Origin of the sequence: Micromonospora sp. NPDC005087 (genome assembly GCF_042872965.1) — a bacterium.
GTDB lineage: Bacteria > Actinomycetota > Actinomycetes > Mycobacteriales > Micromonosporaceae > Micromonospora.
Genome location: NZ_JBIALB010000001.1, coordinates 294209 through 316245 on the forward strand (window position 1 = coordinate 294209; position 22037 = coordinate 316245).

At 72.2% G+C, this 22037-nt stretch carries 25 protein-coding genes and 1 pseudogene; 17 read left to right on the plus strand and 9 right to left on the minus strand.

Annotated features, from left to right (window positions below; all coding sequences use genetic code 11):
• The first annotated feature begins 156 nt into the window (after positions 1–156).
• Positions 157–2544: a discoidin domain-containing protein gene (locus tag ACFYPS_RS01325; RefSeq protein WP_387322230.1), complete on the plus strand. Its 2388-nt coding sequence runs from the start codon at positions 157–159 to the stop codon at positions 2542–2544.
• Between the two features lie 56 nt (positions 2545–2600).
• Here ACFYPS_RS01325 and ACFYPS_RS01330 read toward each other — a convergent pair whose 3' ends face one another.
• On the minus strand, positions 2601–3467 hold the full coding sequence (locus tag ACFYPS_RS01330; protein WP_387322232.1) for a metallophosphoesterase family protein: 867 nt from the start codon (positions 3465–3467) through the stop codon (positions 2601–2603).
• A gap of 124 nt (positions 3468–3591) precedes the next feature.
• Between ACFYPS_RS01330 and ACFYPS_RS01335 the strand changes: the two genes are divergently transcribed.
• On the plus strand, positions 3592–4443 hold the full coding sequence (locus ACFYPS_RS01335; RefSeq protein ID WP_354962449.1) for an alpha/beta hydrolase: 852 nt from the start codon (positions 3592–3594) through the stop codon (positions 4441–4443).
• Positions 4444–4542: 99 nt separating this feature from the next.
• Here ACFYPS_RS01335 and ACFYPS_RS01340 read toward each other — a convergent pair.
• The 3 genes and pseudogenes from ACFYPS_RS01340 to ACFYPS_RS01350 all read right to left on the minus strand — a co-directional run.
• A pseudogene (locus tag ACFYPS_RS01340) lies at positions 4543–5388 on the minus strand (methyltransferase); the annotation flags it as partial.
• A gap of 16 nt (positions 5389–5404) precedes the next feature.
• Positions 5405–5809 carry a hypothetical protein gene (locus tag ACFYPS_RS01345; protein ID WP_354962448.1) on the minus strand — a complete coding sequence of 135 codons (405 nt, stop codon included), beginning with the start codon at positions 5807–5809 and terminating at the stop codon, positions 5405–5407.
• 63 nt (positions 5810–5872) lie between these two features.
• The gene (locus ACFYPS_RS01350) at positions 5873–6907 is read right to left on the minus strand and encodes a LacI family DNA-binding transcriptional regulator (protein ID WP_387322235.1); all 1035 of its coding nucleotides are present in this window, start codon (positions 6905–6907) and stop codon (positions 5873–5875) included.
• A gap of 131 nt (positions 6908–7038) precedes the next feature.
• On the opposite strand from ACFYPS_RS01350, the gene ACFYPS_RS01355 reads away from it, so the two are divergent.
• The 11 genes from ACFYPS_RS01355 to ACFYPS_RS01405 all read left to right on the plus strand — a co-directional run bounded on the left by ACFYPS_RS01355 (position 7039) and on the right by ACFYPS_RS01405 (position 15245).
• Entirely contained in the window at positions 7039–7995 is a 957-nt protein-coding gene (locus tag ACFYPS_RS01355) for a LamG-like jellyroll fold domain-containing protein (RefSeq protein WP_354962446.1), read from the plus strand.
• A 37-nt stretch (positions 7996–8032) separates the two neighbouring features.
• Positions 8033–10138: a PQQ-dependent sugar dehydrogenase gene (locus tag ACFYPS_RS01360; RefSeq protein ID WP_387322237.1), complete on the plus strand. Its 2106-nt coding sequence runs from the start codon at positions 8033–8035 to the stop codon at positions 10136–10138.
• A gap of 124 nt (positions 10139–10262) precedes the next feature.
• Positions 10263–10733, plus strand: coding sequence for a molybdenum cofactor biosysynthesis protein (locus ACFYPS_RS01365; RefSeq protein ID WP_354962444.1), 471 nt, complete (start codon positions 10263–10265; stop codon positions 10731–10733).
• A 95-nt stretch (positions 10734–10828) separates the two neighbouring features.
• Positions 10829–11527, plus strand: coding sequence for a DNA polymerase beta superfamily protein (locus ACFYPS_RS01370; RefSeq protein ID WP_354962443.1), 699 nt, complete (start codon positions 10829–10831; stop codon positions 11525–11527).
• Between the two features lie 20 nt (positions 11528–11547).
• Positions 11548–12354, plus strand: a complete 807-nt coding sequence (locus tag ACFYPS_RS01375; protein WP_354962591.1) for a DNA polymerase beta superfamily protein — start codon at positions 11548–11550, stop codon at positions 12352–12354.
• 30 nt (positions 12355–12384) lie between these two features.
• Positions 12385–12807, plus strand: coding sequence for a YbaB/EbfC family nucleoid-associated protein (locus tag ACFYPS_RS01380; RefSeq protein WP_354962442.1), 423 nt, complete (start codon positions 12385–12387; stop codon positions 12805–12807).
• Positions 12804–13133 carry a hypothetical protein gene (locus ACFYPS_RS01385; protein WP_354962441.1) on the plus strand — a complete coding sequence of 110 codons (330 nt, stop codon included), beginning with the start codon at positions 12804–12806 and terminating at the stop codon, positions 13131–13133. The genes ACFYPS_RS01380 and ACFYPS_RS01385 overlap by 4 nt, the downstream gene beginning before the upstream one ends.
• Before the next feature lie 4 nt (positions 13134–13137).
• On the plus strand, positions 13138–13632 hold the full coding sequence (locus ACFYPS_RS01390; RefSeq protein WP_354962440.1) for a hypothetical protein: 495 nt from the start codon (positions 13138–13140) through the stop codon (positions 13630–13632).
• Positions 13625–14155: an endonuclease gene (locus ACFYPS_RS01395; protein WP_354962439.1), complete on the plus strand. Its 531-nt coding sequence runs from the start codon at positions 13625–13627 to the stop codon at positions 14153–14155. Before ACFYPS_RS01390 ends, ACFYPS_RS01395 begins: the two co-directional genes overlap by 8 nt.
• On the plus strand, positions 14152–14712 hold the full coding sequence (locus ACFYPS_RS01400; protein ID WP_354962438.1) for an SUKH-4 family immunity protein: 561 nt from the start codon (positions 14152–14154) through the stop codon (positions 14710–14712). Before ACFYPS_RS01395 ends, ACFYPS_RS01400 begins: the two co-directional genes overlap by 4 nt.
• Positions 14709–15245 (plus strand): SUKH-4 family immunity protein, encoded by a 537-nt coding sequence (locus ACFYPS_RS01405; RefSeq protein ID WP_354962437.1) that lies wholly within the window; start codon positions 14709–14711, stop codon positions 15243–15245. Before ACFYPS_RS01400 ends, ACFYPS_RS01405 begins: the two co-directional genes overlap by 4 nt.
• A gap of 33 nt (positions 15246–15278) precedes the next feature.
• On the opposite strand, the gene ACFYPS_RS01410 is transcribed toward ACFYPS_RS01405, so the two are convergent.
• Positions 15279–15683 (minus strand): nuclear transport factor 2 family protein, encoded by a 405-nt coding sequence (locus tag ACFYPS_RS01410; RefSeq protein WP_354962436.1) that lies wholly within the window; start codon positions 15681–15683, stop codon positions 15279–15281.
• Positions 15684–15841: 158 nt separating this feature from the next.
• On the opposite strand from ACFYPS_RS01410, the gene ACFYPS_RS01415 reads away from it, so the two are divergent.
• Both ACFYPS_RS01415 and ACFYPS_RS01420 read left to right on the plus strand, forming a co-directional pair.
• The gene (locus ACFYPS_RS01415) at positions 15842–16822 is read left to right on the plus strand and encodes a hypothetical protein (protein ID WP_387322241.1); all 981 of its coding nucleotides are present in this window, start codon (positions 15842–15844) and stop codon (positions 16820–16822) included.
• A 3-nt stretch (positions 16823–16825) separates the two neighbouring features.
• Positions 16826–17386 carry a PP2C family protein-serine/threonine phosphatase gene (locus ACFYPS_RS01420; protein WP_387322803.1) on the plus strand — a complete coding sequence of 187 codons (561 nt, stop codon included), beginning with the start codon at positions 16826–16828 and terminating at the stop codon, positions 17384–17386.
• Between the two features lie 10 nt (positions 17387–17396).
• Here ACFYPS_RS01420 and ACFYPS_RS01425 read toward each other — a convergent pair whose 3' ends face one another.
• On the minus strand, positions 17397–17795 hold the full coding sequence (locus tag ACFYPS_RS01425; protein WP_354962433.1) for an ATP-binding protein: 399 nt from the start codon (positions 17793–17795) through the stop codon (positions 17397–17399).
• A 29-nt stretch (positions 17796–17824) separates the two neighbouring features.
• Positions 17825–18157 (minus strand): STAS domain-containing protein, encoded by a 333-nt coding sequence (locus ACFYPS_RS01430; RefSeq protein WP_354962432.1) that lies wholly within the window; start codon positions 18155–18157, stop codon positions 17825–17827.
• Positions 18158–18354: 197 nt separating this feature from the next.
• On the opposite strand from ACFYPS_RS01430, the gene ACFYPS_RS01435 reads away from it, so the two are divergent.
• Positions 18355–18990 carry a fasciclin domain-containing protein gene (locus ACFYPS_RS01435; RefSeq protein ID WP_387322243.1) on the plus strand — a complete coding sequence of 212 codons (636 nt, stop codon included), beginning with the start codon at positions 18355–18357 and terminating at the stop codon, positions 18988–18990.
• A 30-nt stretch (positions 18991–19020) separates the two neighbouring features.
• Entirely contained in the window at positions 19021–20571 is a 1551-nt protein-coding gene (locus ACFYPS_RS01440; protein ID WP_354962590.1) for a molybdopterin-dependent oxidoreductase, read from the plus strand.
• Positions 20572–20667: 96 nt separating this feature from the next.
• Here ACFYPS_RS01440 and ACFYPS_RS01445 read toward each other — a convergent pair whose 3' ends face one another.
• Together ACFYPS_RS01445 and ACFYPS_RS01450 are read right to left on the minus strand one after the other, a co-directional pair.
• On the minus strand, positions 20668–21504 hold the full coding sequence (locus ACFYPS_RS01445; RefSeq protein WP_354962430.1) for an oxidoreductase: 837 nt from the start codon (positions 21502–21504) through the stop codon (positions 20668–20670).
• A gap of 34 nt (positions 21505–21538) precedes the next feature.
• Positions 21539–21871 carry a nuclear transport factor 2 family protein gene (locus tag ACFYPS_RS01450; RefSeq protein ID WP_354962429.1) on the minus strand — a complete coding sequence of 111 codons (333 nt, stop codon included), beginning with the start codon at positions 21869–21871 and terminating at the stop codon, positions 21539–21541.
• Positions 21872–22037 lie beyond the last annotated feature (166 nt).

Genomic DNA, 22037 nt, shown 5'->3' on the forward strand with positions numbered 1-22037 from the left:
GCCCCCGCCGTCTCCTGGTGTTCCGCAACTTCTCGGCACTCAGTTACTTGCGATTCGTTAGCGGACAATTTCATCGATCAGTCGAAGTCTTGCGGGCTGGCGACCGCTACTGCCACGATGACCGTCAATGCCTTCCGTCCCGAAGGAGTGGTCGTCATGGCGGTCTCCCGCCGCAGGTTCGTCACATCGGTGCTGGCAGGGTCCGCCCTCGCCGCCGCCTCCACCACCGAACTGCTCGCCACCGGCACCGGCCCGGCCCGCGCCGCGAGTCCCCCCGGGGACGTGGTCGGCAAGGTGACGGTCGGCTACCAGGGCTGGTTCAGCTGCCCCGGCGACTCGGCGCCGATCGGCGGCTGGTGGCACTGGAGCCGCGACCGGTTCCAGCCGCCCTCGCCCGGCAACACCACCATCGTGTCCTGGCCGGACACCCGCGAGTACACGCACACATACCCCACCGCCTACCCCAACCTCGGCAACGGGTCGCCGGCCACCCTCTTCTCCTCGTACGACCAGCAGACCGTGGACACCCACTTCCGCTGGATGCAGGAGTACGGCTGTGACACCGCCGCGTTGCAGCGGTTCAACCCGTTCGACGACGAGGGGCCGACCCGCGACGCGACGACGCAGAAGGTGCGTTCCGCCGCCGAGCGCCACGGCCGCAAGTTCTACATCATGTACGACGTCACCGACTGGCTGAACATGCAGTCGGAGCTGAAGACCGACTGGACGACGAAGATGTCCGCGCACACCGTGTCCAGCGCGTACGCCCGGCAGAACGGCAAGCCGGTCGTCTGCATCTGGGGCTTCGGCTTCAGCGAACCCAGCCGGCCCTTCGCGCCGGCGCCCTGCCTCGAGGTCGTCAACTGGTTCAAGGCGCAGGGCTGTTACGTCATCGGTGGGGTGCCGACCTGGTGGCGACAGGGGATCGAGGACTCCCGCCCCGGCTTTCTCGACGTCTACCACGCGTTCAACATGATCTCGCCGTGGATGGTCTACCGGACCACCACCCTGGAGGGCCTCGACTCGTACTACAACAACGTCAACATTCCGGACCTGGCCGACTGCGCGGCGCGCGGCATCGACTACCAGCCCTGCGTGATGCCCGGTGACCTCGCCGGGGGGCATCGCCGCCACGGCGACTTCTACTGGCGGCACATCTACAACATGGTCCGACTCGGCTCGCAGGGGCTCTACGTGTCCATGTTCGACGAATACAACGAGGGCAACCAGATCGCCAGGACGTCCGAGACCCAGGCCACCACCCCGGCCGGCGCGAACATCCGGGCCCTGGACGAGGACGGAGTGGCTTGCTCCTCCGACTACTACCTGCGGATCACCGCCGACGGCGGTCGGATGCTCAAGGGGCAGCTCGCCCTCACCCCGGTGCGTCCCACGCCACCGATGGTCGGTGGGCCCCCGCCGACCGGTGGAAACCTGGCCGCCGGCCGACCCACCTCGGCGAGCAGCCAGAACGGCCCGTACCCGGCGTCGAACGCGGTGGACTCCGACGCCGGCAGCTACTGGGAGAGCGGCAACGGCGCCTTCCCGCAGTGGTGGCAGGTCGACCTCGGCGCCAGTCACCAGGTCGGACGGCTCGTGGTGCGGCTGCCCGCCGGCTGGGGGGAGCGTACCCAGACCATCACCGTGCTGGGCAGCGTCGACGGCAACTCCTTCGGCACCATCGCCCCGGCCGCCGGCTTCACCTTCGACCCGGCGACCGGCAACAGCGTCACCCGTACGCTGCCGGCCACCGCCGCCCGGTACGTCCGGCTCAGCATCGGCGGCAACACCGGCTGGCCGGCCGGGCAGCTCGCCCAGGTCGAGGTGTACGCCGCGACCGGCACGCCGGACACCCCGCCCACCGCGCCGACCGGGCTCACCGTGACCGGCCGGACGGCGACCAGCGTGTCGCTGGCCTGGACGGCGTCCACCGACGACGCCGGGGTCAGCGGTTACCAGGTGCGCCAGGGCGGCACGGTCGTCGCCACCGTCACGGGCACCACGGCGACCGTGAACGGGCTCAGCCCGACCACCGGTTACAGCTTCACCGTCACGGCGCGGGACACCGCGGGCAACACCTCCGCGCCGTCGAACGCCGTCACGGTCACCACGGACGCGCCGGCCAACGCGGACCTCGCCCGTGGCCGACCCACCGCCGAGAGCAGCCACACCCAGAGCTACGGATCAGGCAACGTGGTCGACGGCGACCCGAACAGCTACTGGGAGAGCGTCAACAGCGCCTTTCCACAGTGGGTGCAGGTCGACCTGGGCGCATCGCGCACCGTCGGGCGGGTGGTGCTCAAACTGCCGCCGGCGGCGGCCTGGGCGACCCGGACGCAGACCCTCGCGGTGCAGGGCAGCGCCGACGGGACCAGCTTCGGCACGCTGGTCGCTGCCGCCGGGCGCACGTTCAACCCGGCCACCGGCAACCAGGTGGCCCTCACGTTCACCGCCGCGCAGACCCGCTACCTGCGGATCACCGTCACCGGCAACACCGGCTGGCCGGCGGGGCAACTGGCGGCGCTGGAGGTGTACGCGAGCTGACCGCGAGCTGACCGCGAGCGGGCGGCCATCGGAGAGGACGGGTGGCCGCCCCCGTGTCAGCCCGTCGGCTGCTGCATCCGGCGCAGGTCGTCCGCCGGATGGATGGTGCGTACCGGGTCCGGCACCGGCCCGCGCCGTCGCCACTCGCGCGGGTAGCCGAGGGAAACCTCCTCGAAGCGCACCCCGTCATGGAACGTCGTACGAGGAATGTGCAGGTGCCCGTAGACCACGGTGGCCGCACCGAAGCGCAGGTGCCAGTCCCGGGTCCGCACGGTGCCACACCACTGGGCGAACTGCGGATACCACAGGACGTCGGTGGGTGCGCGCACCAGTGGATAGTGGTTGACCAGCACGGTCGGCAGGTCCGGGTCGCGCTCGGCCAGCCGGCGCTCGGTCTCGGTGACCCGGGCCTCGCACCACGCCTCCCGGCTCGGGTAGGGGTCGGGGTGCAGCAGGGCCTCGTCGGTGCACACCACCCCGGCCTCGTACGCCAGGTCCAGCGACTGCTGCTTGGTGCTCGCCTCGGGCACCCGGAACGTGTAGTCGTACAGCACGAAGAGCGGGGCGACCGTGGCCGGACCACCCTCGCCTTCCCACACCGGGTACGGATCCTCCGGCGTGACGACCCCCAGCCGCCGACACAGCCGCACCAGCTCGCGGTAGCGCTCCTCGCCGCGCAGCCGCACCGGGTCGTCGGGCGGTGTCCACAGTTCGTGGTTGCCCGGCGCCCAGAGCACCCGCGCGAACCGGCTGCTGAGCAGCCCGAGCGCCCACTCGATGTCGGCGTACCGCTCGGCCACGTCGCCGGCGACGAGCAGCCAGTCACAGTCGTTGCCCGGGCGCAACTCCCGCACGAACGAGCGGTTCTCGGGATAGCCGATGTGCAGGTCGCTGACGGCCCGCAGCCGGGGCGGAAGGCTCACGCCCCGAGACTAGGTGTTCTGTCCAGAGAGGTTGGGGACGCGGCTGGCAGGTGGGCCGGCATATCCGGCGATCCGGCGGGAAAGCGCTGACGTCCGACAGCCCGAACCGGAGCAGGAGAAGAACATGCCTTTCATCACCGTGGGTACGGAGAACTCCGCGCCCATCGACCTGTACTACGAGGACCACGGATCCGGTCAGCCGGTGGTCCTGATCCACGGCTTCCCGTTCAACGGGGCGACCTGGGAGAAGGAGACCACGGCGCTGCTCAACGCCGGATACCGGACGATCACCTACGACCGTCGCGGCAACGGCAACTCCGCCCAGCCGGCGTTCGGGTACGACTACAACACGTTCGCCGCGGACCTCGACATCCTGATGAACGAACTGGACCTGCGCGACGCGATCCTGGTGGGTCACTCGATGGGCACCGGTGAGGTGGTCCGCTACCTGGGCAACTACGGCTCGCAGCGGGTGAGCAAGGCGGTGCTGCTCAGCCCGCTGCAACCGATGCTGGCCAAGGCCCAGGACAACCCGGAGGGCGTCGAGAGGAGCCTCTTCCAGGGTTTCCAGCAGGCCATCATCAAGGACCGCTTCGCCTACCTGACCCAGTTTTGCGACGCGTTCTTCAACTACAGCGAGAACAAGGGCAAGCTGGTCAGCGAGGAGGCGTACCACGCGCACTGGCAGATCGGCACGATGGCCTCCGGCAAGGCCACCCACGACTCCGTAACCGCCTGGCAGGAGGACTTCCGGCCCGACCTGCCGAAGATCGACGTGCCGGTCCTGATCATCCAGGGCGACAAGGACAACGTGCTGCCCTTCCCGGTGACCGGCCAGCGGCTCGGGCCGATGCTGCCGACCGGTCAGCTCATCACGCTCAAGGGCGCGCCGCACGGCATCCCGTGGACACACGCCGACGACATCAACAAGGCGGTGTTGAACTTCATCAAGCAGCCGGCCAAGGCTCGGGCCTGATCCGTACCGGCATCTGATCGGACGCCAGCGCGGCGGTCCCGCCGCCACACCCGGCCCACGCAGGCCCTCGGGCTCGCGTGGGCCGGGCGGCGTCGACGGTCAGGGCCGGCGGGCCACCACCGCGCCGTTGGCGCCCGGGGCGTCGAACGGCACCGTGTGGACGTCCACGAAGCCGGCGTCGGCGAGCCAGGCGACGTACTCGGCGCCCGAGTAGTTCCGGCCGCCCTCGGTCTCGACCAGCATGTTCATGCCCATCAGAGCGGCTTCCGGCGGCCCGGTGCGCTCATCGTTGAGCAGCAGCTCGCAGATGACGACCGTCCCACCGGGCGGGAGCGCCGCGTGGCACCGGGCCAGCAACGCGCGATTCGTCGGTTCGTCCCAGTCGTGCAGGATCATGCTGAGCAGGATGACGTCGTGCCCGCCCGGCAGCGCCGGGTCGGCGAGGAAGTCGCCGGGCAGCGTGTCGATCCGCCCGGTCAGGCCGGCCGCGGCGATCCGCTCCTCGGCCCGCGCGCAGACGTGCGGCAGGTCCAGGATGGTCGCCCGCAGTCCCGGCAGGCGGCGGCAGAACTCGATCGGGAACGCTCCGGCACCGCCGCCGACGTCGAGCAGCCGGCGGTGCGCGGAGAAGTCGTACGCGTCGGCCAGCGCACCGGCGGTGAAGCTGGACGTGGAGTACATGGCGTCCCAGAACTGCGCCAGCATCTCCGGGTCGGTGGTGTCGAACATCGACTGCTGGGCCTGCGGGTCCCAGGTCAGTGGCCGGTCGGTGCGCAGCGCCTCCCCGATGCGGTGCCAGGGCAGGTAGGTACGCAGGTCGGAGTAGCGGACCTGGGCTCCGAAGTAGTACGGGCCACCCTTGACCAGGAACTGCTCGGCCAGCGCCGAGTTGCGGTAGCCGTCGCCGGCCTTCTCCAGCAGGCCGAGCGAGGCGGTCGCGGCCAGCGCACGTCGGCGCCGGCTAGCTGGGTCGGCGGGCCAGCCGCCGACTGGCCCAGCGTGCGCCGAGGCTCACCGCCGTGCTGCCGATCGCCATCCCGACCAGCACCAGGACCGCCCCGACGGCCCACAACCCGCTGTCGTCGGACGACAACGCCCCCCACGACCAGGCCGCCGTGAAGGCCACCGTCATCACCGGCGCCACCAGCCACGGGCTCAGCCGCGTGCCGGCGAGCACGGCGAGCAGCGCGAGCGTCAGCACGCAGCCGATCACCTGCCACGCCTCGTACGGGCCGCTGCGCGAACCGGTCTGCGGGTCGACGTCGTACTCGGTGTCCCAGCCCAGCCAGAGCAACCACACCCCGACCGTGGCCGCCGCCAGGAACAGAGCCCCGCGCAGTGGTTGTGTACCCCTCGTCGCTGTCATCCGGAGATCATCCCCTGCGGTGGCGCGGTTCGAACAGACTCCGACCGAGCGTGCCCCGCCGCCTCACAGCGTCGGGGCGGGACCGGTCGAGTCGCGGACGACCAGCAGGTGCCCGGTGGAGCGCCGCCGGGGACGCGTCGAGCGGGGCTTGAGCGCCAGGCTGAGCGCGGTACGACCCATCTCGGTCATCGGCAGCCGGATGGTGGTGAGGCTGGGCGCGAGGTCGGCCGCCACGGAGACGTCGTCGAAGCCGACGACCGACATCCGCCCGGGGACCGGGACGCGGCGGGACCGCAGCGCCGACAGCACCCCCATCGCCATCGCGTCGTTGAGCGCGATGATCGCGGTCGTCTCCGGGTGTTCGTTCAGGATCTGCTCGGTGACCGCCCGCCCGCCGCCCCGGGTGAAGTCGCCGTGCACGACGGCGAGGTCGGCCGGGGTCAGCCCGCGCTGCCGCAGTGCCGACGAGACGCCGGCGAGCCGGTCGGCGACCGTGGTGAGACCGGCGCTGCCCGCGGCGACCGTGATCCGCCCGTGGCCGAGATCTATCAGGTGGTGGGCGAGCGCGTTGCCGCCGGCCTCGTTGTCGGGCAGGACGGCGTCGACGCCGAGCGCGTGCCGCCCGATCGCGGCCACCCGGCCGCCGTGGTCCTGGAACGCCGCCAGCTCGGCCCTGGCCTCGGCCTCCACCCGGGGGTCGTCGTACCCCGAACCGCTGATCAGGATGATGCCGACCCGCTGGGCGATGAGGTGGCGGAGTTGTTGCAGCTCGTAGTCGGGGTCCCGGCCGGACTGACAGATCTGCACCAGCAGCCCCTGCTCGGCGGCGAGCTGGATGACCCCGCCGGCGATCTCGGAGAAGTAGGGGTCGTCGACCTGGTGGACGATCAGGCCCACGGTGGAGCTGGCGCCGCCGGCGAGCGTGCGGGCGTACGGGTTGGCGACGTACCCCAGCTCGCGGGCGACCCGACGGACCCGGTCGGCCACCTCGGCGCTGACGCCGTCGCGGCCGGCGAGGGCCCGGGAGGCGGTCGCCAGCGAGACGTCGGCGCGATCGGCCACGTCGACGAGGCGCGGCCGCTGGCCAGCCCTGGGCATCCGCGACTCCCCGGAAACATCCATGTCACCCGATCTATTGCCAGTGACGCTGATCGAAGCCTAGGGTACGTAAGCGCTTACGTAAGCGCTTACGTACCCGGCACCGGCGTGCCGTGAAATGAGGTGAACCGATGTCCAGGGCCAGACGAGCGGCCGTCGCCACCGTCTCCCTCCTGGCGATCGGCGCGCTCACCGGAGCGGGGGCGCCCCCGGCGCAGGCGGACCGGCATCGCCCGTCCGACGTCCACCCCGCCCTGCGAGCGCACCTGGTCGCCGCCTACGACTTCGACCACCCGGTGCCGGGCGACGCCGCGCTGGAGCGCGACCAGGGCCGCTCCGGCACCGAGATCGAGCTGGTCAACGGCGGCGCCGCCATGCGGGTACGGGACCACGCCTACCGGGGCAGCGGCAACGCGGTGCGGACCCGGCAGGTCGACCCGGCGGTGGCCGGCAACGACGACTGGAAGGCCGGCACCTGGTCAGCCAGCGGGGTGCGCACCCTCCGCGCCTTCAGCGCGACCGCGGGCACCACCGTGATGGGCTGGTTCAAGCTGGAGATGGACAACCCCCTGCCCAACTCCACCACCGCCGACCCGAACGACCGGTACAACGCCATCGGCCTGGCCGGGGTGCTGACCGGCGACTCCGACGGCCACGGCGTCCGGGCCCTGCTCGAGCTGATCGACGTCGACGGTGAGCTGCGCCTCGTCGCGCTCGGCCGGCGCCTCGACGGCGGCAACTCGCAGACGTTCGCGGCGAGCCAGGACTGGCGTGACCTGCTGCCGGCGGGGGAGTGGGTGCACCTCGCCGCCACCTTCGACTTCGGCACCGGCGCCCTTGCCCTCTACCGCAACGGCGAACCGGTCAGCGGCTTCTACACCCGCACCGACGACCCGTGGCTCGTGTCCGGGCCGGGCCCGCACGTGACCACCGCGTCCGACCCCCGGGGCATCAAGATCGGCGGAAGCTTCCCCCAGGACACGGTGGAGCGGAACCCGTGTGACTGCCGCATGGACGGCCTGATGTTCCTCGACAGCGTGGTCTCCGCGAGCGATGTGCGGAGGCAGTACCGCCACCTGGCCCGCTGACCACCCTCGGCACCGTCCCACCGAGAAGGAGACACGCGTGCTCATCCTCCACGACAGCGCCCACGGTATCCGCAGGTCCGTGTTGACGGCCGGCCTCACCGCCGTGGTGCTGATCCTGTCCACCGTGCTCGCGACGCCCGCCCGGGCCGCGGCCGACGCGGTGTACGACCCGGTCCCCGAGATGCCGATCCAGTCCCGGCTCGGGCTGGTCCTCAGCGAGTACGCCAGCTTCCCGCAGTCGCAGCCGAACCCGGCACCGACCGATCAGCGGCTCATGCGTACCGCCCGGATCAACACCATCATGGAGGTGCCCGACGGCTCCGGCCGGCGCGCGGTGCCCGACCTGAACGGCAGCCTCTACCTGGTCGAAGATGGCGTGCCGCACGTCTACCTCGACGTGGCGGCGACCTTCGCGCCGCAGTTCTTCTCCGGCCGCGGCCTGGGCCAGGGCTTCGGGTACGTCGCCTTCCACCCCGAGTTCGGCGCCAACGGCCGGTTCTACACCATCCACACCGAGCAGGCGTCGGCGACGACCACCACGCCGGACTACGCCCAGGCCGGCACGATCTACCACGGTGTCATCACCGAGTGGACGGCGACCGACCCGAGCGCCGACACGTTCGCCGGCACCCGCCGGGAGGTCCTGCGCATCGGGTTCGGCGGCCAGGTGCACGGCATCCAGGAAATCAACTTCAATCCCACCGCGAAGCGCCACGATCCCGACTACGGCCTGCTGTACCTGGCGGTCGGCGACGGCGGTCTGGGCGTGCGCAACACCGACCCGCAGAACCTGGGCATGCCGCACGGCAAGCTGCTGCGGATCGGCCCCCGGGGCACCAACGCCGCCAACGGGCGCTACGGCATCCCACCCAGGAACCCGTTCGTCGGCCGCGCCGGCGCGCTCGGCGAGATCTACGCCCTGGGCTTCCGCGACCCGCACCGCTTCAGCTGGGACCGCGCGACCGGCCGCATGTACCTCGGGCACATCGGTGAACACGCCATCGAGGCGATCTACGAGGTCCGCGCCGGCGACAACTTCGGCTGGAGCGAGCGCGAAGGATCCTTCGTCTTCGACAAGGCGGCCACCAATCCCTGCGACCGGCTCTTCCCGCTGCCCGCCGACGACGACCGGTACGGATACACGTACCCCGTCGCCGCGTACGACCACGACCCCGCCGCGGACTGGAACTGCACCGCGGACGTCGGCGTCGCGGTGGCCGGCGGGTTCGTCTACCGGGGACGCGCGGTGCCGGCGCTGCGCGGCAAGTACGTGTTCGGTGACCTGGTCGACGGTCGGGTGCTCTACACCGAGGCGAACGAGATGCGCCGCGGGCGGGGCCTGGCCCCGATCCACCAGCTCGCCCTCTTCGACGCCGAGGGAACCCCGGTCCGTATGCGGGACCTCTCTGGGCCCGGCGCGCCCGGCGATCCCAACCGCGTCGACCTGCGCTTCGGCACCGACGCCGCCGGTGAGCTCTACGTGCTCGCCAAGGCCAACGGGAAGATCTGGAAGGTCACCGGCACCCGGGTCTTCGCCAGCGGAGACGTCGGGAACACCACCCTGCGGCGCACCGCGGGAGCATCGAACTGGGCGCCGGTCACCCCGGCCAAGTGGCAGTTCACCCACGACCAGGTCATCCTCGCCGAGGCCGGGGTCAGCCGGCCGGGCCCGCGCCGGCCGTTCGAGTACGCCGTCCTGACCGCCGGACCGGCCTGGTCGTCGGTCGAGGTCGAGGCGCGGGTACGGCTCGACACGCCGGTGGAGGTCACCAACCGGGACGTGATCATCGTCTTCGGCTGGCGCTCGGACACGGAGTTCTACTACGCCCACCTCTCCACCGACAACACGATCTACCCGCACAACGGCATCTTCAAGGTCGACAACGCCGACCGGGAACGCATCGACCACCAGTGGAACGGCCGGTCGCGCGGCGCCAACCCGGCGATCACCGACGCCGACTGGCACCGCGTACGGGTCGTGCACCTGCCGGCGACCGGCGAGATCGCGGTCTACGTCGACGGGCGACGGGACCCGCTGATGACCGCGAAGGACAGCACGTTCGGCTCCGGGCGGGTGGGCTTCGGCTCGTTCGACAACGTGGGCCGACTGCGCAACCTGACCGTCACCGGCACGCCGGCCTGAGCACCGGTGGGGCCGGCGGCACGATCACCGCCGTCCCCACTGGCTGCCGGATGCGCGAATCGCCCGCCGGCCGGGAACGCAGAGCCGGCCCGGAGGGGGTCATCCGGTTCGTAGAATCCGTGCCATGCCGCAGATCGTCGAGTTGCTGGCCTCGCCCGTGCACCGCTTCCTGGGCCGGCCCGCCGACGGCCCGGTTCCGGCCCCGCCCGGTGAGCTGGTCGACGTGGTGCGTATCCGGGCCGGTCTCGGCATCGTCGGCGACCGGTACTTCGGCCAGCCCGCACACCGCGACGCCAGCGTGACGGTGATCGCCCAGGAGTCACTGCCAGCCGGCATCGGGTTGGCGGAGGTCCGCCGCAACGTCCTCACCACCGGCATCGCGGTGGACGAGCTGATCGGCAAGGTGCTGGTGCTGGACTCCGGCGACGGCCCGGTCAGCCTGCGGGTGAACCGGGCCGCCCGCCCCTGCGCCTGGATGGACGTCACGGTCGGCCCGGGTACGTGGAAGGCGCTGCGCACCACCGGAGGCATCCGCTGCACCCCGCTCAACGACGGCGTGCTGCGCGTCGGCCCGGTCGACGCCACCGTGAGTTGACGAAACGGGCTCGACGGCGCGCCGCGAAACAGGCATGGTGTGCACCGGATGTCGACCGGCCGGAGCCGCCGACCCGACGCTCGGGGGAGGCGGCGATGGAGCACGCGCTGACGGATCAACTGGTCGACGACCGGACGATCCTGCAGGTGGTCGTCGGCTCCCGCGCGTTCGGCCTGTCCGGCGCCGCCTCGGACACCGACCGACGCGGGGTGTACGCCCTGCCCGCCTCGGCGTTCTGGGGTCTACGCAAGCCAGCGTGGCACCACGACGGCCCGCTGCCGGAGCAGATGCGCTGGGAGGTGGAGCGGGTCTGCGTGCTCGGGCTGGCGGCGAACCCCACCGTCCTGGAGGTGCTGCACTCCCCGCTGGTCGAGACGTGCACCCCGGTGGGCGAGGAACTGCGGGCGCTCGCGCCGGCGTTCCTGTCCCGGCGGGTGGCGGACACCTACCTGCGCTACGCCACCGCACAGTTCGGCAAGGCCGAGCGCGGCATCGCCCGCTCCGGCACCCCGACCTGGCGGCACGTGATGCATCTGATCCGGCTGCTGGCCGCCGGCGGTCACCTGGTCCGCACCGGGCGGTTGGTGCTGGACGTCGGCGCCGACCGGGACCGACTGCTGGCGGTGAAGGCCGGTGAGGTGCCCTGGGAGGACATCGTCGCCTGGCGGGACCGGCTGGTCGCCCGGTTGACGGCGGACCTGGCCACCAGTCCGCTGCCCGACCGGCCCGACGAGGCGCGGGTCGAGCAGTGGCTGATCTCGGTCCGCGACCGCTCCGTGCGGTGCCCGTCGTGACCGCGTGGGAGGGCGCTGGCCTGCCGGCCGGCGTCGACCTGGCGGGCATCGTCGCCGAGCAGCCGCACCCGCTGGTCTTCGCCACCGTCTCCGGCGCCCACCTGTACGGGTTCCCGTCCACCGACTCCGACGTCGACCTGCGCGGCGCGCACCTGCTGCCCGTCGAGCAGGTGATCGGGCTGGCGGAGCCGGCGGAGACCCGCACGGTCATGACCGACCGCGACGGGGTGGAGCTGGACCTGGTCACGCACGACCTGCGCAAGTTCGTACGGCTGATGCTGCGTCGGAACGGCTACGTGCTCGAACAGTTGCTGTCACCCCTGGTGGTGCACACCACGGCGGTGCACGCGGCGCTGATCGAGCTGGCGCCGCTCACGGTGACCCGGCACCACGGTCATCACTACCGTGGCTTCGCCGCGGGCCAGCGGCGGCTGTTCGATGCCACCGGTGAACTCAAGCCGCTGCTGTACACCTTCCGGTCGCTGCTCACCGGCGTTCACCTGCTGCGTACCGGCCGGATGCAGGCGAACCTGCCGGCCCTGCTCGACACCGAACCCGCGCCGGCCTACCTGCCCGACCTGATCGCCGCGAAGCGGGCCGCCGAGCACGGCGTACTGGACGACCTCGTCCCGGGCGCGACCCTCGACCGCGACCTGGCCGAGTTGGCCGCCCGGCTCGACCAGGCACAGCACGACAGTAGGCTGCCCGAACAGCCCGCCGGGTCGGTTGAGCTCAACGACCTCGTGGTCGCGGCCCGACTGCCGTCCACGCGGGACGGTGTTCGAACGCCGGCTGGGCGTGGTGAAGTCGTGGTACCCGTCCGTTAGGCTCGGCCCGTTCGGCCTTGGGGAGGGCAGATGGCGGCGGATCCGGTCAGTGGCGATTTCACCCGCATGTTGGACGCGACGATGCAGGCGTTGGGGGCGGTCAGCGCACCGGCCGCCGGCGCCGACGGGGAGCCGGCCGAGCCGCCGGCCGGCGAGGCCGCGGACGGTCAGGTCCGCGCCGAGCTGGGCCCGGACGGGCGGTTGCGGTCGCTCTGGGTGGAGCCCCGGCTGATGCGGCTCGGTTCGGAGGAGCTGACCGAGCACATCACCACGGCCGTCAACGCGGCGATCGACGCCATGCGGGGCGCCACGACCCCGCCGCAGGCCGGTGACCTGTCGCAGCTGCGGGAGCAGTTGGCGGAGGTCCGGGACACCGCGGTGCCGCGGCTCGGGTCGTTCCTGGCGGCACTGACCGAGGCGCAGGACCGGCTGGCCCGAGGTGGCCCGCGATGAGCGGCAACGGGTTCGAGGTGGAGCCGCAGACGCTGCGCGACGCCGGCACGACGGTCTCCGACCTCGCGGGCCGCTTCCTCGACGAGTTGGACGGCTTCGAGGCGCAGATGGCCGGTCACGGCCAGCCCTGGGGCGCCGACGACATTGGCTCGCTGATCGGGGTGGCCTACACCGAGGTCGCCGCGTACGTCTTCGACTGCCTCGGGCTCGCGGTGGAGGAGATCGGTTCGGCCGGTGGCGACCTGAGCTCCATGGCCGACGCGTACGACCGGGTCGACGAGGACGGCGCGGGCACGATGCGCTCGCTGGCCGGCGGGCTGGGGTAGCGCGATGGGTCTGCAGCTGCCTGGTGAGCTGGTCACCGCGCTCGGCTGGATCGGCTACACCTGGCCGGAGGGCGACGAGGAGAAGCTCTTCGAGATGGGCCAGGCCTGGATCGAGTTCGCCGGTCGGATCGGCGCCACGGCCGGCGAGGCGGACGCCGGCGCGGCCCAGGTGTGGTCGCAGAACGTCGGCCCGGCGGTGCAGGCGTTCCAGGGCTGGTGGACCGGTGAGCAGCACGGTCCGCTGGTGCTCCGGGACGGCGCCCAGGCGGCCGTCATCCTCGGCGCCGGCCTGATCGTCTGTGCGGTGATCGTCCTGGCGTTGAAGATCCAGCTGATCGTGCAGCTGGCCATCCTCGCGTTTCAGGTGGCGCAGGCGATCGTGACCGCGGTGGCCACTTTCGGCGCCTCGCTGGCCGAGATCCCGATCTTCCAGATGATCACCCGGGAGATCGTGGGTCTGCTGATCGACCAGGTCATCGGGCAGCTGCTCGATGCCTAGCAAGCCGAGGAAGGCGCGCGGCGTCGCCGCGAAGCCGGCGGCCGGCAAGATCGTCCGCAAGGCGGTCGAGAAGCTGGAGAAGCCCATCGTCCGGGTCACCGGGCCGGATCACAGCCTGCCGACGAAGGTGATCCGGGTCCAGCGCAAGGACTTCCACGCGACCTCGCAGTTCCGGCGCAAGATGGCGGCGCTGAAGAAGCTCAGCGACGAGGGCAAGCTCTACAAGGCCACCAACCCCGTCGAGCGGGACAAGAGCCTCACCGACGGCTACAAGGAGCGGATCCGCCAGAAGATCTGGGACAAGTACTGGCCGCACGACAAGGATCTGGCCAACCGGCTCAGCCAACGCCTCAGCAGCTACCACCCGGACCACGTATGGGAACTCCAGCTCGGCGGCCCGGACACCGTCGACAACCTCAAGTTGCTGCATGGTAGAACCAACACGGACATCGGTTCGCAGATCTGGGGGCAGATCCAGACCTTGCCGGACGGGACCCCGATCCGAATAGAGGTGGTGGATTGACCCCCGAGCTGCACCAGCTCATCGAGGAGCTGCGGGCCGACCTGGCCGAGGACCAGCCGGCGAGCCTGGGGTATGCCCAGTTCGGCGACGGCGCGGCCACCGACGCCGTGCCGGCGGACCTCCCGGCCGACCTGCGGGATCTCCTGCTGGTGGCCGACGGGCTGCGCGCCGGCCGGATCGAGCTGGCGTCCACGTCCACCCTCACCGGCATCCAGTACCACCTGGACTACGCGCCGGACTTCTCCGCCATCCCGGAGGACCGGGCGGGCTGGCTGGTGATCGGCACCCGCAGCGACGAGCCGATCTTCATGGACCGGGGCACCGGCGCCATCTGGTACTTCCCGCCGACCGGCACCGAGTGGTTCATGGCGGACGCCTTCGAGGAGCTCGCCCCCGACCTGGATTCCTTCGTGCACTACTACCTGCTCGGCCCGGGCTACGCCGACCTGACCCCCGCCGACGACCAGTGGCACGCCTTCCTCGACCAGCAGGGCCTGCTCGACGACGAGGACGACGACGAGCCGGACGACGACGCCGACGCGAGGGACGGGCGGTGACCGTCACCCGCGAGGAGTTGGTCGCGCTGTGGGGCGAGCGGGGCGTCATCTACTTCCCGGACCAGCGCTTCGAGGCGATCCTCGGCCCGTTGGGGCCGGAGGTGTTCCCGCCGTACGGCGCCCTGCCGGTCGAGGTGCCCATCCTGTTCACGGTCGACGTGTCGGCGCCCGACGTGGAGCTCTTCTCCACCCTGCGCATCGAGGTGGGCGACGAGGCGCCGCGCGCGTACATCGTGCTGGGCAGTTCGCCCGAGGACCCGATGCTGCTGTTCTGCCTGGACGCGGCGACCGGCGAGGTGCTGCTGCTGGATCTCCAGACGCCGAACCTGGAGACGGTCAACAGCAGCTTCGCCGCGTTCGTGGAGTTCCTGTACCGGCTGGGCCAGCTCATCGCCACCGACCCGGGCGGGCGGGAGCGGGCGGCCCGCGCCGCACGGATTCGCGCCGGCCTGCGGGAGGTCGACCCGACGGCGTTCGCCGAGCCGGAGTCCTGGTGGACCCTGGCGTTCGACGAGCTGGAGTCCACCACCTGAGCTGGTCGCGCCAGCGGTCACCCGGCCTGCGGGTCAGACCGGGCTGATGTGCGCGGCGAGCACCCGCCAACCGTGCGCGTCGTCATGGATCCAGGTACGGGTGTACCGCAGGCGAGCCGCGAACGGCGTGCCGTCGAACACTCCAGCCACCCGGCCGAGGAAGAACGTCACGCCGGTCGTCCCGGCGACGAGCAGCTCCAGCTCCTCCTCGACGAGTTCCTCGATGACCGAGGTCCGGTCCCGGTGCGCGGTCAGGTCGTCCCGTTTGGTGTGCCTGCCGCCCTCCGGGCCGATGGCGATCAGCTCGTCGACGAGCAACTGGTCGAGGGCCGCCACGTCGCCGGCCCGCTGCGCCGCCTGCAGGGTGCGCTCGGCATCGAGCAGTTCCGCCTCGCGTTCGCTGTCCGGCATGGTGCCGTCCTCCTGATCGGGGTTCACCCGGCGCCACCGTCCACCGGGGCTGTCCGCATTGTGGCAGCCGGCGCGGTCCGAACGGGTGCGGATCGGCCGGCGGCGGGTCGCGTCCGGCGGCGGACGCGCGTCGCATGAACGCGGTGGCTGTGGGCCGCGGGGCGGCCGGTGGCTAGGCTGCTGGCATGGCGGACCAGGGCGGGCGTGCCACGCACGCCGCCGGGGCGGCGCGGCCGGTCGAGGAGGTCGTGCGGGAGATCCTGGCGGTCGTTCCGGCCGGCTGCACGTGGCTGCTGCCGGTGCCGGACGACGGTCGGGCGGTCGCGGACTTCCGGATCGCGGCCACCAGCGGCGACGGCCACGACATCTACGGCCGGGGGACCGACCGGGTGGGCGCGCGGCTCACCGAGCTGTACCCCAGCATGGTCGACGGTCCGCTCTGGCGGCTGTACCTCGACGTGCTGGCCACCGGGGCGCCCGGCCGGCTGGCCGACTTCCGGTACGTGGAGAAGCGCAGCGGCGTCGTCGCCGACTCGCTGTTCGACGTGCACGTGCACCGGGTGTTGGGCGGCCTGCTGGTGACCTGGCAACGGCTCGACGAGGACCTGCGTCGACTGGAGCGCACCGAGTTGCTGGGCAGCCTCGGCTGGGCGGAGTACGACCTGGCGAGCGGGGTCAGCCAGTGGTCACCCGGGATGTACCGGATCTTCGAGCGTGACCCGGCGCTGGGCCCGCTGTCGCGAGCCGAGCAGTCGGCCGCCCTGCTGCCGGACGACCACATGCTGCGCGAGGCGGCCTGGCAGACGCTGGACAGTGGAGCCTCCTCGGACGTGACGGTCCGGTTCCGGGCGGCGGGCTTGGTGAAGTACCTACGGATTCTGTCCGACGTTTCGCGGGACGCGGACGGCACACCGTTGAAGATCCACGCCGTGGTGCAGGACGTGACGGCCAGGGTGGACTCGCGGACCGCCATCGAGCAGCTCAGCGACCAGTTGCGCACCCGGGAGATGACGGCGCTGGCCGAGCACCGGCTGGCCGGTCAGTTGCAGAACCTGATCCAGCCGGTGCCCCGCGAGCCGTTTCCGCTGGCCGGCCTGGAGGCGATGGTCAACTACCTGCCGGCGGAGAGCGCGGTGCGGGTGGGCGGTGACTGGTACCACGCGTAGACCCTGCCGGACGGGTCGGTCGTGCTCGCGGTCGGTGACGTGGCGGGCCACGGCCTCAGCGCCGCCAGCGGGATGGCCCATCTGCGCTTCGCGCTGGTGGCCTGGCTGTCGATCGGCATCCGGGACTCGGCGGTGCTGCTCGGGCACCTCAACCGACTCTGCGGTCAGCTCGCGATCACCGGGACCGCGGTGGTCGCGGTCTACGACCCGGTGACTCGGTTGCTCTGCTGGGGACGCGCCGGGCACCTGGCGCCACTGCTGTCCCGCGACGGCGGGACCGGCCCGCTGGACCGGCCGCCGGGCCTGCTGCTCGGCGCCGCCGACGACTCGGTGTACCCGGTGCTCACCCCGCGACTGCGTCCGGGCGACCTGGTGCTGTTCTACACCGACGGGCTGGTGGAGCGGCGCGCGCCCGAGGAGGACCGGCTGGAACAGGTGCGGTCGGTGCTCTCGGCGCTCTCCGCCGAGCCGGGGGAGCAGACCCTCGGCCGTCTGCGCGACCTGCTGCACCAGCCCAGCCCGGACGACGACACCTGCGCGCTGGCCGTACGCGTGCTGCCCTGAGCCGCCCGGCTCACAGGCCCAGCCGGAGCCGCACCACCGTTCCCTCCGGCTCGGTCAGCACGGCGACCTCGTCGCAGACCTGCTCGACGATCGCCCGCCCCCGCCCCCGTACCGCGTCGGCCGGCGGCATGTCCCGGCCGAACGCGCGCACCGGCGGCCCCTGGTCGATGACGTCGCAGAACAACTGGTCCGCCTCGGCCCACACCCGGACCCGGCCGCCGCCGGTGGTGTGCTGCAACGTGTTGGTGGCGAGCTCACTGACGGCCAACATCAGCAGCTCCACCCGGTGCGGGGGCAGGCCCCGGGCCAGGGCCGCGGTGCAGACGAACGCGCGCAGCGCTCGCAGGTCGGTCGCCACCTGGTACGCCATCGTGTCCGGGGCGCGGGTGGACACCGACTGCTCGGCCACGATCCGGGTCTCCCTCCGGCCGGCCGCCATCAGCCCGCCAGCCGCGGGTCGTCGGCGGGCGGTTGCAGCAGGGTGCCGACGCCGGTGATGTCCAGCACGGCGGCGACCGGCCCGCTGGCGTTGACGGCGTACAACCGCCGACCGGCGGCGCGGGCGGTCTGGTGGGCGGTCACCAGACCGTGCAGGCCGCTGGGGTCGAGGAAGCGCAACCCGCCCACGTCGACCACGACCACGGGCGCGCCGCGGACCGCCGCGGACAGCACGGTGGTCAGCTCCTCCCGGGTGGCCAGGTCGCACTCGCCGGACAGCGTGACGACGATCTGGCCGGGCGCCGTGGACGTCCGGGCCTCGAAGTGCGCCATCGGGCAGCAGCACCTTCCTCGTCGTGACAGCCGTTGTCGGCACATCATGTCACCCACCAGCCTGCCGGCCGTGTCCTCCGTTCGGCGGCGATCGGGGGCGTGCCGTCAGCTTGTCGACGATCCGACCCATCCGCCGGCTCGACCGCACCGAATCACCGGTACGAGCACCACCGCGGTCACCTACCTGAGGAGTTCGAATGAACCGGCGTCTGTTCGTCACCATCGGCGCGATCGCCATCCTGACCCTCGCCGCCGGCTGCGGCGACAGCGACACCGACAGCACCGCCAGCGGCGGGACCGCTGCCAGCGCCTCGGCCGACGCACCGATGCCGTCGGCTACTTCGTCGATGATGACCGCGCAGTTCGGGCCGGGCTGCGCCGTGGTGCCGACCGATCCCGCCGACGCGGGCAGCTGCCAGGCCATGGCGAAGGTGCCGGTGGCCGCCGCCGCCTCCGGTAACCCGCTGCTGTCCACCCTGGTCTCCGCCGTGCAGAAGGCGAATCTGGTGGACTCGCTCAACGGTGCGCAGGGGGTGACGGTGTTCGCGCCGACCAACGACGCGTTCGCCAAGATCCCCAAGGCGGACCTCGGCAAGGTCCTCGCCGACGACGCCATGCTGAAGAAGGTCCTCACCCACCACGTGGTGCCGACCCACCTCTCCCCGGACACCCTGGCCGGCACGCACAAGACCCTCCAGGGCGACGAGATCACGGTGACCGGCAGCGGTAACTCGTTCACGGTCGACGGCGCCTCGATGGTGGTCTGCGGCAACGTCTCCACCGCCAACGCCACCGTCTACATCGTGGACACCGTGCTGATGCCGAAGAGCTGAACCGTGCCGACCACGACCACGCCTCGGCCGGTGGACCCCCGGCCGGGGCGGCCCCCCGTCCCGCGCCCCAACCGCACCGGCGCCCTCGTCGGCCTGCTCACCGCCGCCGTCACGCTGGGCGTCGCCCACCTCGCCGCCGCGCTCACCGACCCGGTGGGAGATCCGGTCCTCGCCGTCGGCGCCACCGCCATCGACCTGGCACCCCAGCCGGTCAAGGCGTTCGCCATCCGCACCTTCGGCACCGCCGACAAGATCGTCCTACTCGGTGGTGTGCTCGCCGTCCTGGTGCTGGTCGCGGTCGTGCTCGGCATCGCCGCGATCCGCCGGACCGGAGCCGGTCTGACCGGCCTCGTCGGGCTGGGCGCTGTCCTCGTCGCCGCCGTACTCGCCCGCCCCGCCGCGACCGTGGCGGACGCCGTCCCCGCCCTCGTCGGCGTCGCCGCCGGCGCGGGTGCCCTGCTCGCGCTGCTGCGCGACGCCCGACCCGGGCCAGCCGTCGCCTCCGGACGGCCCCACTTACTCAACCGCCGGCAGTTCCTCACCACCGCCGCCGCCGCCACCCTCACCGCCGTGGCGGCGACCACCGGCGGGCAGGCCGTCGGCGGGCGCCGGGCCGCCGGCACACGGTCCCGGTCGGCGGTACGCATCCCGCCCCCGGCCACCCCGGCCCCGCCACTGCCACCCGATGTCGCGGTTGAGGGCGGTCCGGCGTTCGTTACCGCCAACCGCGACTTCTACCGGGTGGACACCGCGCTCACCGTCCCGCAGATCGACGTCGACACCTGGCGGCTGCGGCTCGCCGGCGCGGTCGAGCGGCCCCGCACCTGGAGCTTCGCCGACCTGCTCGCCCGCGACCTGGTCGAGCGCGACATCACCCTCAACTGCGTGTCCAACGAGGTCGGCGGCCCGTACGTGGGCACCGCCCGGTGGACGGGAGTGCCGCTCGCCCCGCTGCTGCGCGAGGCCGGCCTGCGGCCTGGGCAGGACCAGCTGCTCAGCCGCTCGGTCGACGGCATGACGATCGGCACCCCGCTGACCGCGATCCTCGACGGCCGCGACGCCATGCTGGTCGTCGCCATGAACAGTGAGCCCCTGCCGGTGGAGCACGGCTTCCCGGTCCGGATGCTCGTGCCCGGCCTGTACGGCTACGTCGGCGCCTGCAAGTGGCTCACCGAGCTGCGGGTGACCACGTTCGACGAGGTCGACCCGTATTGGGTGCGGCGCGGGTGGGCCGCCGACGCGCCGGTGAAGACGGCCTCGCGCATCGACACCCCGAAGCCGTTCGCGCGTCGCCCGGCCGGCCCGCTGATGATCGCCGGTGTCGCCTGGGCGCAGCGGCGCGGCATCAGCGCGGTCGAGGTCCAGGTCGACGACGGCCGCTGGCAGCCGGCCCGGCTCGGCGCGGGCCCGTCGGCGGACCTGTGGCGGCAGTGGACCTACCGGTGGGACGCCCGACCGGGCAGCCACACCGTCCGGGTCCGCGCCGTCGACGGCATCGGGGCGATGCAGACCGAGGCCCGCGCCACGCCCTTTCCGGACGGGGCCACCGGCTGGCACAGCGTCACCGTCACGGTCACCTGAGCCGTCGCCCCGCCCCGGTGACCCGGCCAGAGCCAGGCATCGGCAGAGTCGGCGGCGATCGTGCCCACCGCGTCGCCGTCGCCGGGTCGGGCAGGGTCACGGAGCCGGGTCGAAGACGATCGACTCGCTCAGCTCGCGCCACCGCGCGTCGGACGCGGCGAGGGACTCGGCGGCCGCCGAGGCGACCGCCACGGCGTCGGCGCCGAGCAGCAACCGCGCGGGCGGGTCGTCGACCCGGGTGATGCGGATGATCGCCTGGGCGGCCCGGACGGGATCGCCCGGCTGGCTGCCGCTGGCCTGGCGCAGCCGCTCGACGACCGGCTCGATGACCGGCCGGTACGGTTCGCTGATCGGCAGCGTGCGCATCGAGGAGCCGGCCCATTCGGTCCGCAGCCCGCCCGGCTCGACGGTGGTGACGCGGATCCCGAACGGCGCGACCTCCTTGGCAAGCACCTCCGAGAAGCCGCCGACCGCCCACTTGGCGGGCTGGTACGCGCCCAGCCCGGGCCCGCCGACCCGCCCGCCGACGCTGGAGACCTGGACGATGTGCCCGCGCCCCTGCTCGCGCATCACCGGCAGGGCGGCGCGGGTCAGGTTGACCACCCCGTAGAAGTTGGCCTCGATCTGGGCCCGGAAGTCGTCCTCCGGCATGTCCTCGATCGCGGCGACGTCGGCGTACCCGGCGTTGTTGACGAGGATGTCCAGGCTCCCGAACGCGTCCACAGCGCTGTGCACGGCGGTGCGGGCGGCGGCGGGGTCGGTGACGTCGAGGGCCACCGTCCGGATCTGGTCGCCGTGCCGGTCGGCCAGGTCGCCGAGCTGCGCCGGATCGCGGGCGGTGGCGACCAGCCGGTCGCCGTCGGCCAGCACCGCCTCGGCGAGCGACCGGCCGAGACCCCGGGAACTGCCGGTGATGAGCCAGACACGCGGCACGTCGTCTCCTCCTGCCGGCTCAATCAGACGGTCGCTACGGGCGGATGTTCAGGGCACCGATCAGGTCGTCGCGCAGCGTGAACCGGTACCGTAGCTCGACCGGGCTGCCGGGAAAGCTGCCCGACACCCGGGCGAGGACCAGGTACGAGTCGCCCGCCTGCGGCGTGACGGTCACCGGCTCCGCGGTGTACGAGTAGGTCGCCATCGTCCGCTGCCGCCAGGCGCGGATCGCGGCCCGTCCCTCGTGCACCCGGTCCTCGTCGGCCACGCTCGCGGTGTCCGCGAAGCAGGCGACGAAGGCCTCCAGGTCACCGTCGCCGACGGCCCGGAAGTACCGGTCGATCACCTCGGGCAGGTCGACTCCCATCGGCTCCTCCTGCGGCGCGGGCCGCCCTCGGGCAGCCGGATTCCCCGTCCGACCTCACGGTACGAGACGGTGCCGGTGCTTCGCGGACCAACCGACAGAACCCGTCGTCGACCCATCGTCGCGGGTGTCCGGCGGCAGCCCGCCCGCCGGACACCGCTCAGGGTCG